At 44.3% G+C, this 13,408-nt stretch carries 11 protein-coding genes; 7 read left to right on the top strand and 4 right to left on the bottom strand.

Annotated features, from left to right (window positions below; all coding sequences use genetic code 11):
• Positions 1–727 precede the first annotated feature (727 nt).
• The 6 genes from BUC05_RS08480 (at position 728) to BUC05_RS08505 (ending at position 8,081) form a co-directional block, all read left to right on the top strand.
• Positions 728–1,237 carry a hypothetical protein gene (locus BUC05_RS08480; protein WP_035202473.1) on the top strand — a complete coding sequence of 170 codons (510 nt, stop codon included), beginning with the start codon at positions 728–730 and terminating at the stop codon, positions 1,235–1,237.
• 372 nt (positions 1,238–1,609) lie between these two features.
• Complete coding sequence (locus BUC05_RS08485; RefSeq protein ID WP_035202472.1) at positions 1,610–2,632, top strand: extracellular solute-binding protein; 1,023 nt, start codon at positions 1,610–1,612, stop codon at positions 2,630–2,632.
• A gap of 64 nt (positions 2,633–2,696) precedes the next feature.
• Complete coding sequence (locus BUC05_RS08490) at positions 2,697–3,791, top strand: ABC transporter ATP-binding protein (RefSeq protein WP_035202471.1); 1,095 nt, start codon at positions 2,697–2,699, stop codon at positions 3,789–3,791.
• Position 3,792: 1 nt separating this feature from the next.
• Positions 3,793–5,448, top strand: coding sequence for an ABC transporter permease (locus tag BUC05_RS08495; RefSeq protein WP_035202469.1), 1,656 nt, complete (start codon positions 3,793–3,795; stop codon positions 5,446–5,448).
• Between the two features lie 199 nt (positions 5,449–5,647).
• Complete coding sequence (locus BUC05_RS08500) at positions 5,648–7,318, top strand: sensor histidine kinase (RefSeq protein ID WP_073304568.1); 1,671 nt, start codon at positions 5,648–5,650, stop codon at positions 7,316–7,318.
• 4 nt (positions 7,319–7,322) lie between these two features.
• Positions 7,323–8,081, top strand: a complete 759-nt coding sequence (locus BUC05_RS08505; RefSeq protein WP_011248484.1) for a response regulator transcription factor — start codon at positions 7,323–7,325, stop codon at positions 8,079–8,081.
• Positions 8,082–8,197: 116 nt separating this feature from the next.
• Here the strand turns inward: BUC05_RS08505 and BUC05_RS08510 are convergent, their stop codons facing one another.
• A complete protein-coding gene (locus BUC05_RS08510) occupies positions 8,198–9,295 on the bottom strand; it encodes a response regulator aspartate phosphatase (protein WP_035202465.1) in 1,098 nt (365 codons plus the stop codon).
• Between the two features lie 375 nt (positions 9,296–9,670).
• Here BUC05_RS08510 and BUC05_RS08515 point away from each other — a divergent pair, with 375 nt between their 5' ends.
• The gene (locus tag BUC05_RS08515) at positions 9,671–10,393 is read left to right on the top strand and encodes a gamma-glutamyl-gamma-aminobutyrate hydrolase family protein (RefSeq protein ID WP_035202463.1); all 723 of its coding nucleotides are present in this window, start codon (positions 9,671–9,673) and stop codon (positions 10,391–10,393) included.
• 106 nt (positions 10,394–10,499) lie between these two features.
• Here the strand turns inward: BUC05_RS08515 and rbsK are convergent, their stop codons facing one another.
• The 3 genes from rbsK to BUC05_RS08530 all read right to left on the bottom strand — a co-directional run bounded on the left by rbsK (position 10,500) and on the right by BUC05_RS08530 (position 13,329).
• The gene (rbsK, locus tag BUC05_RS08520; protein WP_035202461.1) at positions 10,500–11,378 is read right to left on the bottom strand and encodes a ribokinase; all 879 of its coding nucleotides are present in this window, start codon (positions 11,376–11,378) and stop codon (positions 10,500–10,502) included.
• A 125-nt stretch (positions 11,379–11,503) separates the two neighbouring features.
• Positions 11,504–12,622 (bottom strand): sensor histidine kinase, encoded by a 1,119-nt coding sequence (locus BUC05_RS08525; protein WP_035202459.1) that lies wholly within the window; start codon positions 12,620–12,622, stop codon positions 11,504–11,506.
• Positions 12,613–13,329, bottom strand: coding sequence for a response regulator transcription factor (locus BUC05_RS08530; RefSeq protein ID WP_035202456.1), 717 nt, complete (start codon positions 13,327–13,329; stop codon positions 12,613–12,615). The genes BUC05_RS08525 and BUC05_RS08530 overlap by 10 nt, the downstream gene beginning before the upstream one ends.
• Positions 13,330–13,408 lie beyond the last annotated feature (79 nt).

Here is a 13,408-nt window from a genome sequence, read left to right on the forward strand (position 1 = left end):
ACACATGGACAAATCGTGTGTCTCTTATTGTAAAAACGGCGGTGGTGTTAGTTAGAACCCTTAGTATTACAGAATAGCAATACGGTGGAACGATCCTTAAAGGCAAACGATTCTCGATTTCTTCAATAAGCATTCGCCGATGCTCACTTTTCTCGAGTGCGAACCCTAAGCGCACATAAAATCCCTAGATCACCCGCACCAAAAACAGCCTCGAATATGGGTTACTATGTACAAAAATGTAATAATGTGACCTTGTTGGGTGTGCTATGATAAGAATTAGAAGGGGAACCATTCGTTTTCGGTTGTATATTTCCGGAAAATGGGTGAAATTCGCTGTCGCACTCTATGTGAGTGCGTGGATTGAAATATTTTGAAATTGGAAATCCAATAAGTTCATTCTTGTCGCACTCTTTGTGAGTGCGTGGATTGAAATTTCGTGAAACCTCACGTCAGCATTCACTACAAAACCGTCGCACTCTATGTGAGTGCGTGGATTGAAATAATAAATGGTCTGTAGATGATCTGTACACATCTATGGCGCACTCTTCGTGAGTGCGTCGCATAAACTAAGACAAGCCCCACCGCTTGCTACAACAAGTCTTTTCCCTGCTCAATTCGAGTGCAAAATACGTTTCTCTTACTAGACCAACAAGTGCATCACACCTATAAATACACGTATTAAAACACAAAACTAGAAAGTAAATTCCAATTAAGGGAGGAGTAAACAATGGAAGAGAAAGAAATGCTAGAGCTCTTGTTACAGAAGGTAACTGATCTGGAATTGGGGTTGAAAGAGCAAAAAGAGCATAATGCCGCGGTAGCAAAAGATTTAGAAGACCAAAAAGAGCATAATGCTATGGCTGCAAAAGATATAAAAGAACAAAAAGGGCATAATGCTGCGGTCGCAAAAGATTTAAAAGAGCAAAAAGCCTATAATGCAGCATTCGCCAAAGACTTAAAAGAACAAAAAACGCAAGTTGCTGGGATCACAAAAGAACTAAAAGAGCAAAAAGAGCACTACTTGGCCATGGCACAAGATATCAAGGAATTAAAAGAAGATCAGCTCATAATTAAGCAAGCGGTGCTTGAAACAAATCGAAGTGTAAAGAATATTAAGACAAATATCGAGAATTTGAGTGACCAAGTGAGTCAGTTGTCTGAAGACCAAAAATCCGTCCGGGAGATTTTAGGCGATCATGAAGTGGCGATTCGAACGCTTAGAAAAAAGCCGGTTTAAAGATTTGGATAGAAAAAGTAGGGCTCACAACGAAACAAAATAGTAGATGATCTTTTTCCGCATCTATTTCGCTGCGGCTTTTTTGTTTTCTCATAAAGCTTCCTTTGAGAGGATATTTCAACATTTATAGGAAGGTTTTTAAAGCGTATTTCCCCCATGCAGTTTGGCATCAAATCGTTACACCCAGCCACTGTCGATACTTTATCCTTCAAACACCCCCCATGCAGCAGTATAACTCAGCACCATTTCCCTCATGTCCATTCTCCTCCTGATAAAAATCGTTTCTGAATTTCGGATGTTTTTTTGCGATTTTAGGATTAACGTGTGGTTGAGTCTGCTTTAACATAAGGGATAGCAAAGGGAGGGATTGTTTTGAAAGCGCTTAAAAAATTCGGTGTAGTGGTCGGTTTGGCTGTTGTGGCAACGGGCTGCGGTGGGAATGGAAGCAGCGGCGATGACACATTGGTCGTGTATACAACGCGTAGTGAGAGTTTGAATGAAGCGGTGATTCCCCAATTTGAGAAGGAAACGGGCATTCGCGTGCAGATGATTTCGGCTGGCACAGGGGAAGCGATTACTCGGGTTGAGTCGGAGCGTAATAACCCGCAAGGCGATGTGTTGTGGGCGGCTGATATCACGATGCTTTATGATAAAACCGATTTGTTCGAGGAGTATGTGTCGCCGGAAGATGAATATATGATGGAAGGGTTTAAAAACACAACTGGTTATTTTTCGCCTGCCTTTTCTGATCCGACGGTGTTTATTGTCAATACTGATTTAGCGGGCGATATGGAAATTGAAAGTTTCCAGGACTTGTTGAATCCAGAGTTGAAAGGACGGATTGCCTTTGGCGACCCTGTCAATTCAAGTTCGGCGTTCCAGTCGTTAATTGCGATGCTTTACGCTGCGGGGGACGGCGATCCGATGTCGGATCAGGCTTGGGAGTTTGTCAAAGCGTTTGTAGCCAATTTGGACGGCAAAGTGCAAGGCAGTTCCGGGCAAGTGCATAAAGGTGTGGCCGACGGTGAATATGTTGTTGGATTGACATGGGAAGATCCTGTTGTCCATTACAAGCAAAGCGGGGCAGCGGTTGAAGTCGTGTTTCCAACTGAAGGGGTTGTCTATCCAGGCCAGTCGATCCAAATTATTAAGGGCACGAAAAATTTAGAGAATGCCAAGAAATTCGTTGACTACGTGTTATCGGAAGAAGTGCAAAGCCGCACGGGGCAGGAGTTGACGGTTCGGCCGCTTCGTGAAGGCGTAGAGGTGGCTGACTACATGACACCACAAGAGGAAATTAAGCTGTTTGATGAATATGACGAGATGTTTATTATCGAGAACATGGATGACATTACCGCTCGTTATGTTGAAGTGCTCGAAGGTTCAATGGATTAAGGGACAGCGGCATGCTTGCTTGTCCGGCTGGCATGCCTGATTGTGAATGGAAGGAGGCAATAAGATGGGTGTAGCAATTGATATTGACAATGTGGTCAAAATGTACGATGAGCATACGGTTATTGATGGGTTGTCGCTCACGATTCAGCCAGGTGAATTGTTTACGTTATTAGGTCCGTCTGGTTGTGGGAAAACGACGCTCTTGCGAATGATTATCGGTTTTAATTCTGTGGACGGCGGTGCGATTAAAGTCGATGGCCAGCGCATCAATGACGTTCCTGTCAGCAAGCGGAAAATGGGGATGGTGTTTCAAAACTATGCGATTTTCCCCCATATGACAGTGGCAGAGAACATCGCCTTTGGGTTGAAGACGCTCAAGGATAGCAAGGCGCAAATGCAAAGCAAGATTGATCATATAATGAAGGTCGTGCACATTCAAGACCACCATAGCAAAAAGCCAGATAAGCTTTCAGGGGGCCAACAACAACGGGTTGCACTTGCCCGGGCGCTTGTGATTAATCCGAATGTTTTGTTAATGGATGAGCCGCTTTCGAACTTGGATGCGAAACTGCGGATTGAGATGAGAAATGCGATTAAAGAAATTCAGCAAGAAGTGGGGATAACGACCGTTTATGTGACCCATGACCAAGAAGAGGCGCTGGCGATTTCTGACCGGATTGCTGTTATGAATAAAGGGGTGATCCAACAAATTGGCAAACCTGAACAAATTTATTTGCGTCCAACGAATTTGTTTGTTGCCCAGTTTATTGGCACTTCCAATGTGATTAAAGCGAAGGTTGAAAAGCAAGGCACTGATACGTTCATCGTCTTTAATGGCGAATACAAAGAAAAGCTTGATAACGTTGTAGAAACGGTTGAAAATGGGCAGGAAGTGCTGGTGTCTGTCCGTCCACAGGAATTTACGATTACGCAAGAAGCAAGTGCCATCGCTGGCGTTGTCGAAAGCACGATGTTTTTAGGGATCAATACGCATTATCTCGTCACCCTTACGACTGGAGAGCGAGTGGAAGTGGTGCAACATATCGAAGACAAAGCGATCATTCCAGAGGGAACGAATATTTATGTAAAGGTGAAGCCGCATTTAATTAACTTGTTTGATGTGGCGAATGAACAAACGCTCATGAAGGCAGGTGAGTGACATGCGGCCTAAAGCGTTCAATGGCTGGAATTGGATCACGCTGTCAATTGTGCTATTCTTTGCTTTATTCATTTTGTTTCCGGTTGTGTTAGTCTTGAATAAGAGCATTTATAATGGGGAAGCGGGGCGTTTCACGCTTGAGCATTTCTCGCTCTTTTTTGAACGGAAGTTTTATTGGGTGACGCTGTGGAATAGCATCAAAGTGACTGTAGTAGCAACGGTCTTGGCTGTTTTGATCGGCCTGCCTCTTGCTTACATGTTGCGGCGAGTGAAAATTTTCGGAAGTGGCATTGTCCAAATTCTCATTATTGTCTCGTATATCTCGCCGCCGTTTATTGGCGCCTATGCGTGGATTCAGCTACTCGGTCGGAGCGGCGTTATTACGAAATGGATCAATGATACCTTTCAACTTCAGTTTGATGGCATTTATGGCTTTGCCGGAATTGTACTTGTACTAACATTACAATCATTCCCGCTTATTTTCATTTATATTTCTGGGGCATTGAAGAACCTTGACAATTCATTGATCGAGGCGGCGGAAAGCCTTGGCTATTCCGGCGTGCAGCGCGTCGTTAAAATTGTCGTTCCGCTGATTGCGCCGACGATTCTGGCCAGCTCGCTCCTTGTCTTTATGCGCGTAATTGCTGATTTTGGCACACCGATGTTGATTGGCGAAGGGTACAGGACGATTCCTGTTTTGATTTATACGCAGTTTATGAGTGAAGTCGGCGGCGATGCAGGCTTTGCGGCAGCACTTGCGTCGATCTTTATTATCGTGACGATTGCTTTGTTTCTCGTACAGCGAGTGATTGCACGGCAATACTCGTATTCAATGTCGGCCCTGCGGCCAATGGAAACAAAGAAAAGCACAGGCTTGAAAAACTTGCTTAGCCATGTGGCTGTTTACGGGGTCACACTGTTGGCGATTTTGCCGCAGCTCGTTGTCGTCTACACTTCTTTTTTGGAAACGATCGGCGGCCAAGTGTATACAGGAAAGTTCTCATTGCAAAATTATGAGAACATCTTGTTTAACCGCGATTTGTCGATGATTTTAAATACGTACCAGTTAGGCCTGATCGCGATCGTGGTGATTGTCATTCTCGGGATATTGATTGCGTATTTAACGGTGCGCAAACGAAATAAAGTAACATCGTTGCTTGATACGGTGTCCATGCTTCCTTTTGTAATCCCTGGTTCTGTGTTAGCAATGGCGCTCATATTCGCTTTTGGCGAAGCACCCCTGTATTTAACGGGAACGAGCTTAATTATGGTGCTAGCTTTTGTGATTCGGCGTATGCCTTATACGGTTCGTTCCAGTACGGCGATTGTTAGCCAAATTAGCCCGAGCATGGAAGAAGCGGCCATCAGTCTTGGTGCTTCTGAACGGCGGACATTTTTTCGGGTAGTCGTGCCGATGATGATGCCTGGCGTGTTGGCAGGTGCTATTATGAGTTGGATGACGATCCTTGGTGAATTGAGCGCGTCAATTATTTTGTATTCAACCAATACACAAACGCTCGCTGTTTCCATTTATACAGAAGTAATCCGTGGAAACTTCGGCAATGCCTCTGCTTATTCGGCCATTTTAACGGTAACATCGATTTTGTCGCTGTTTCTCTTTTTTAAGTTGACAGGCAAAAAAGAAATGAACGTGTAATCTGCAGAAGAACGCTCAGGCTGGGAGAAAACGCTTGCCAGACGAGGAGAGCAGCCGTGGGAAGGTGCGAATAGAACGGGGGTTCATGAGCGAATGAGTGAGGCAAACGACGACGTATGCGAGCGTTTGTCTACAGTCTAAGGGCTGCTTGTAAAAGGCAGCCCCTCGTTGTCCTATCATCATAGTGGGGTTGACCGCGATGGAACGCAGACGGATGAAAGATGATATTCAACGGTCGTTTTTAACGAACGCCATCGTCATTATTTCCGCGATTTTGTGTGTATATCTATTGTCTTTGCTTTTTTTATTCAATGTATCGATTGTGCGACCGAGCCAAGCGACAAATGAACGAGTGGCTAAAGAGGTCGAAGCGGAGTTTGCCCACTATAAAGAGGGAATGGCCCGTTTAGTAGCCGATGAACAAATTAGAGCGTTTTTACGTGGCGAAGGAAAAAGCGGCGAAGTGAATCAATTGCTTTACGACTTCCGTAATGCGCAAACGTTTCAGTCAGACTTTGTCTTGTTGGATAGCGAAGAGGAAATTGTCGCGACAAGCTTGTATGAAGGGCAGAAAGAACAATTGCAGCAAAGCCCGGTCTTGCGGGAACAAATGCAACAAGCAGAGGAACATCCATTTACAGGGGAGTATGTCAATAAACGAGCGTTCAATGCCGGCCAAGGAGGCGCTTACGTGTTTGCCGCTGCGGTTGAAGAGGGGGAAGAGCGTGCAGGTTATTTGCTGTTCTTGCTTGAACATACCCTGCCGTCGGCTAGTGAGCAAATTGTATTTGTCACCGATTCATTCTATAATGCCGTTTTTTATAGCCACACATTCGGAATTGGCGCCCTTGGAAAATTAACGATTCCAACCGATGGATTCCTTGTCCAGTATGACGGCAACCCTTTTTACGTAACAAAAACAGAAGTCGCTGGCCAGCCGATTCAAGTGATCACGCTCACGTCGGTTAAAACGTATCAACTGCTGTTGTTGTATGGCCTTTTGGCGATGGTCGTTTCAAGCTTTGTCATGTTGGCTGTTGTATGGCTAGTGACACCAAAAATTTCAAAAAAGACACTTGAACCTTTTGATGCGCTAGTGGCGCGAATTTCTTCAAAGAATAACCATCTTCATTTTCAACAAACAGACCATGTCTTTGCGGAAGTGCAGACGATTTACGAAGAATATACGAATAAAGTCCATGAAATTCAAGCACTTGTTGATAAAAACGAAGAAATTCTTGAGAAAAAACGCTTAAGTGAAATCAAACATTTAGAGGCAAAATTTAATCCCCATTTCCTTTATAATGTATTAGAAATGATCAAATATGAAACATTGGCTAACCCAGAGAGCGCAGCGGAGATGATTGTCAAAACAGCGAAATTGATGCGCTATAATGCTCATTTTGGCGACACGACCGTTTTGTTGGAAGAAGATATCGCCTACTTGCGAGACTATTTTGCCTTGCAAAAAATGCGCTATGGCAAGAGGCTCGATTACACGATTGCGATTGAGCCAGAACTAGGCCGTGCCCGCGTGCCGAAACTACTGCTCCAACCATTGATTGAAAATGCCGTTAAGCACAATATTGACGGCATCCGCTGTTTAAACGTTGATGTAAGCGCCTACTGGGAAAACGGGGTGCTCACATTTGTGGTAGAGGACAATGGGCTCGGCATGACGCCTGGAAAAATGGCGAAAATCAAAGCGATTATGGCAGGAGAAAGAAAAGAGGCGGCGCATACCGGTTTGAAAAATACACACCAAATGATTCAATTGCTTTACGGGCAACGATACGGGATTGACATTGCTTCAGCGCCGGAAAAAGGAGAGGGGACAACCGTCCGTATGCACATTCCATATGAGGGGTGACAACATGCTAAAAGTGGCGATCGTGGAAGATGAACCGATCCTGTTAAAAGGACTGCTCTACCGCGTGGACTGGCTCAGTAACGACTGTACAGTCGTCGGTGCCGCTGAGGATGGGGCGGAAGGGCTGAACCTCATTAAACAAACAAAACCGGACATTATCATTACAGACATTCGCATGCCGTTTAAAGACGGGCTGGCCATGTTAAAAGAAGCAAAAGCCGACCATTCCTTTGAAGCGATTATTTTATCTGGTTTTGGCGAGTTCGATTATGCCAAGCAGGCGATCACGATTGGCGTCCATGATTATTTGCTAAAACCAGTTGATATGCATGAATTGGAGGCGACCTTGCAAAAGCTCGTGCAAAAACTGCAGGCACAAAAAAGCAACGATCATTTAACAAAACAAACAAAAGTGTATAGCCATCTTCTCGACTTGGGGAGAGGCAGCCATTCAACCTATGTCGCCGAAATTATGGACTTTATAAAAAAACATTACCATGAAAAAGTAACGTTAAAAGCAGCAAGCAATGAAATTGGCCTTTCCACAGTCAGCTTGAATGACAAGTTAAAGGAAAAAACAGGATACAGCTTTAATGAATTAGTTACACGCTACCGCCTTACTAAGGCAATTAGCTTGCTTCAAGACGAAAAGCTGCTTATCTATGAAGTCGCTGAAAAAACCGGCTTTAGCGACTATAAGTATTTTAGCCAAGTGTTTAAAAAATACACGGGCATGTCGCCTAAGCAGTTTTGCGGCAAATAGAAAAGCAAGAGAGAAGGCGGCCCCTCTTGCGGGAGCCGCTTTAATTGGTTGTTCTCCTGCTTAGCGGAATGGTTAATTTTGCTTGGCCATTGGCAGCCTGGCTAGAAGAGCAATGGTTATTGGCCTGCGCCTAATTTAAACAAGTTTTGCTTAGCGTGGTAGGCAATTTTTAAGTATTTTAACGCCAATGTTGTATGTCCGGCTTGTTCAAAATAAGTCGCTGCTTCTTCTGCAAGCTCGTCCACTTCAAAGTCAAAGCCTTCCTTATCTAACTGCTCAATTGCTTTGTCAATCAGTGCATAGTTGCCTTCTGCATATAATCCTCTAGTCGCTAAACATCGCGCTTTGTATTCTTTATTTCGGTAAAACTCTGCCCCGATTGCCGCCTTCTTCAAATAAGGCGCTGCGTGTTGGGGCAAATTCAAGCGATACAATGTATTGGCTAAATTGTACGTGTTTTTGACACCGATAAGGGTATGCTGGAATTCATGGTAAGACAATGTTTTTTCAAACCATTGCCGAGCTTGTTCGTAATGATGGTACCTAAGGGCGTTCAGGCCTAAAGCGCGAAGGACCGCCATTTTGGAAAAAGGGTATGGATGAGCGGCGGCGAGCGCTTCATTAAGAATCAGAACGGCTTTATCGTATTGCTTGGTTTCCGAATAAATGCCCCCAAGGATCGTTTGGCAATGGATGGAACGTTCCTTGTTCCCTAAACGGTTAAATTCGACGAGTGCTTCTTCAATATAAGAACCAGCAAATGGGTACTGGCTGATCCGATAAAGGGAGAGGCCCATATAGTAATGAAATTCTGCTTCTTCTTCTTTGTTTTCCACATATTCGAGCAAGCGTTCAGCTTTGCGGAATAAGGTAATGGCGGAGCGGTAGCGTTCATTGACAAATTCATTTTGGCCGCATGAAAAATAATATAAATATTTCAATAGATGGTCGACTGATTCCTCAGCTACCATCCCGGCCCTCTTCAACATTTCGTCGTCAGCGCCACCTTGGCTAGCTTGTTTGCACATAAGACGGTAGCGAAAGTTGACGAGTGCATAATAGGCGAGCAAACGTTCATTTTTTTCAATCTGCTTAAACATCGCATCCACTTTTGCCTTTAATTGTGAAGCTTGTTCCACGGAACGGGCAATGATGCAACTGTACCACTCGGCAATTGTGGCTCCTGCTTTCTCAGGGGAAACAGCAACGGTCATCTTTTATCACCTTTCATTGAAAATTTGTTCAATTACGTTCAGTCGTTTTACATAAAAAAAACGAGTGACAGCAACAGTCGTAATAAAAAATGAAGCCACTTACCAAAACAGAATAGCGTGTTGATCGTTTGTTCCAATGAAGCTTGTTCGTTTATTATCAGCGATTAATTGGGAAATCGTCAAGGCTTTTTGGCTTTTTTTACTGAATGATTTGAATAATTATGCGGAGGAAGAGTACAAACCCTTTTTAACAATGTCAAGGAAGAGGCGGCGCTTCTAGGACCACGGTGTTAGGACGAAAGTGCGTGGCAAGGTATGTTTTCCAGACGGACAAGCAACACTAACAGCAGGCAATAGAAAGAGAGGATGCTTGCGATGGCTAAACCAGTAATAGGAATTACGAGCACAATTGCCCTTCATAATCAAATTCCAAGTGTAGACCTCGCCGAAAAGGTCGTCAAAGCCGTCATGAACGCTGGAGGTGTGCCCATTGTGCTCCCTGTAGGGAACGTCGAGCTTGCTTCTGATTGGATAAAAGCATGCGATGGCTTAATCTTAAGCAGCGGCGAGGATGTAGATCCATATTTATATAAGGCTGAACCTTCACCGAAACTGCAAAAAACATTTAAACAACGTGATGAAGTAGAAATGGAACTAGTCAAACAAGCTTTGCAGCAGAAAAAGCCGATTTTTGCGATTTGCAGAGGCATTGGCGTCTTGAACGTTGCTTTAGGAGGAAGCTTGATGCAGGACATTGAAACAGGCCTTCCAAATGCTTGCAAACACTACCAGGAAGCAGGCCGCACAGATGTGACTCACCGTATTCAGATTGTGAAAGATAGCCTGTTGCATCAGGTGATCGGCTCCGAAGAGATAAGGGTGAACAGTTTGCATCACCAGGCAATCAGCAGGCTTGCTCCACCATTAAAGAAGGTCGCCTCGGCCGCTGATGGCGTCATTGAGGCAGTAGAAGGCAAAGCAGGAATGCCCTATGTCCTTGGCGTCCAATGGCATCCAGAAGAATTAGCAGCAAACGATGCAGCGATGGCACGGTTATTCACTGTGTTGATTGAGAGAGCGAGTGAGAAGTCCATATAGGCGTTTTGTTGCTGTATGATTGGCGAGTCGTCCACAGCTTCATATGCTTCAAAGCCCCTCGGAAACGACGACTGGAGGCCCTTCCCTTTAGGAAAGAGCCTCTTGTTTATGATGAGCCTAGACGGTCCAACACTTGTTGTTTTGACGGCATCCCTGCCTGTGCGCCTGCCTGTTCTACTGATAGCGAAGCAGCGGCATTAGCGAACGTCACCGCTTCGGTTAATTGCTGGCCAGAAGCCAAAGCTGCAGCAAGAGCGCCATTGAATGTATCGCCTGCTCCGGTGGTATCGACGACGTTTGCTGGGAATCCGTTCACTTGAACGAGCTGTTGGCCGTCGTGGTAGGCGGCGCCTTTTTTTCCTTCTGTTACAAGCAACTTGTTTGGATATCTCTGGACCGCTTGTTCAACCGATTGCTTAAAAATCGTCTGGCACTCTGTTTCATTTGGAGTGATATAATCAACGAGATCAAGCAACGATGACGGCAACGGCTGTGCGGGGGCAGGATTTAGAATGACGATGCATCGTTCTTCCTTGCCTATTTTAGCGATTTTCTCGATAAAAGGGAGCGGCACTTCAAGTTGAAGCACGAGGACGTTTGTCTGTTTGAACACATCACGGTATTGGGCGGCATCCTCGGGCTTCCAACTGAAATTGGCTCCAGGTGCGACAACAATCGCATTGTCGTTGTTTGTGACCGTAATCATGGCTACGCCTGTATGTCCGTCCTTCTCAACCTCTATGTAATCCGTGTTAATTTGTTCGTTTTGTAAGTTGTCTGTGACAAGCTTTCCGTACGGGTCATTGCCGACTTTGCCTATCATCGTCACGTCAGCACCAAGCCTTGCCGCAGCAACTGCTTGATTGGCCCCTTTTCCTCCTGGATTCATTTGAAACTCGCCGCCAAGCACTGTTTCCCCTAAGACAGGCATGGTGCCCGTATGGACGACAAGATCAATGTTTATACTGCCAACAACCGTAATCAATGGATACGCCTCCTCTTCCGAATAACTCCATTTTACTATAAATTGTTTTGCCAGAGAAATTTCAGCAGGGGCCTGTGAACGTGTGGCGCGAGCCAGCCGAAAGGCTCGATCATGAAAAGGACGCCTCAAAACATATTGTCTTGAGGGCGTCCTTTTTTCGGGAAGTGAATATCAAACGATGTCCCTTTAGATGGTTCGCTTTCTACAGAGATTGTCCCACGATGAGCACGAACAAGGTTATAGACAATAGCCATACCAAGCCCAGTTCCCTCAGAGGCTGAATCTGTCGTGGCCCCCCGATAGTATTGTTGAAAAAGATTTTCCATCATATGAGTCGGCATGCCTATGCCGTTATCTGTTATATGGATTCTTGCCTGTTCGTTGTAATCGAAAAGCTCTATATAGATGTCAACGGGTTCGGGATTATGGATGATCGAATTCATTAAAATGTTTTGCAAAATGCGTTGCATAAATTTGTCGTCAAAGTCGACGTCGATTCTTGGCTTGTTCGTTTTAAAATGGAGTCGATAGTCAACAGCTTGTGGGCTATTGCTAATATCGGCCACGACCCTTTTCGTAAATTCAACCAAATCCTGGCTCGTCGTGTGGATAGGGAACGGGTGAACGCCATCATTCAATTTTAAGACAAGATTCAAATCTTGAATTAACTCTTCCATATGTTTGCCCTTATCATAAATCTCCTGAGTAAAAGAGCGGGCTTCCTCTGTTGACCATTCATACTGATTTGTTAATAAAAGGGAAGAATATCCTGTGATATATGTTAAAGGCGTTTTCAAATCATGGGAAATACCTGCTATCCATTCCTGTTTTGCTTGTTCGATTTTTTTCCTTTCTACTTCATTTGCTTGTAATTGCTCAGCCAATAATTGAAGGGAATGGAGCACTTCCTTATAAAGAAGATAACGCATCCGCAATGTTTCTTTTCGCGTGTAAATCTTCCGTAGGCCTGGAGGCTGCTTGTAATTCCCTTGCGAGAGCTGATGGATCCATCTCATGATAAAAGCAATCGGCCCGCCAAAATACCAGCCAAAGAGGCCAATACAAACAAGAGTGCTTAGTGCAAAAATCGATCCAACTAGTAGTCCTTCCGTATTTTCACCAACCACCACATCGAATAAGGGAAGAAGGACTTCAAAGAGAATCACTAGACTAAGCCCAGTCCCTAGCAGCCAAAGGGTAAGCCCCAAAGCGAAATGAAGGGTGAAGCGCGTTTTTATTCCCATGGCAAGCCCTCATTTGAAGGGATAAATTTATAGCCAATTCCCCGAAGGTTGACAATGATTTTTGGTTTGCGCGTATCATCGCCAAGTTTCTTTCGCAGCTTGGATATATGGATAGTCACTGTTTTTTCTTCTCCAAACACATCATTTCCCCAAACGCGTTCATAAAGCTGGGCTGTAGTGAAAATACGATTAGGATTTTCACAAAAAAAATGCAGCAACTCCAGCTCTTTTGCCGTGCATTCTACTGTTTGATTTTGAACCATTAATATCGCTGATTCCGGATAAAACGCGAAGTAGCCGTAATCGTATACCGGCTTCTTCTCTGAACGTTCATACATTTTTTGGCGCCGAAGAATGGCCTTGATGCGGGCAATGACTTCTAAAGGGTTGAAAGGCTTTGTAATATAATCATCTCCGCCGATCCCTAATCCCGTTAATTTATCAAAGTCTGTAGCCCGGGAACTAACAAAAATAATGGGCGTATCCGTATTTCGTCGTATTTCTGTACATAATTCAAATCCGCTAATATCTGGAAGCATGATATCAAGCAAAATGAGGTTGAATGTTTTTTCTTTCGTTAATTGCAGCGCCTCTTTCCCCGTTGTTGCTTTGTCTATATGAATAAAATTTTCTTTTTCAAGTGTAATCTCCAGTAGCTTTACAATGCCTATTTCATCATCGACTATTAAAATTTTTGCGTGCTCCACTTTTATAATCCCTCATTTCAATCCCAATCCTGAAAAAATTACAGGCATTTTCCTTCCTGTTTACTTCGATTTTACTTTC

It is taken from the genome of Shouchella rhizosphaerae (genome assembly GCF_900142675.1).
GTDB lineage: Bacteria > Bacillota > Bacilli > Bacillales > Bacillaceae_D > Shouchella > Shouchella rhizosphaerae.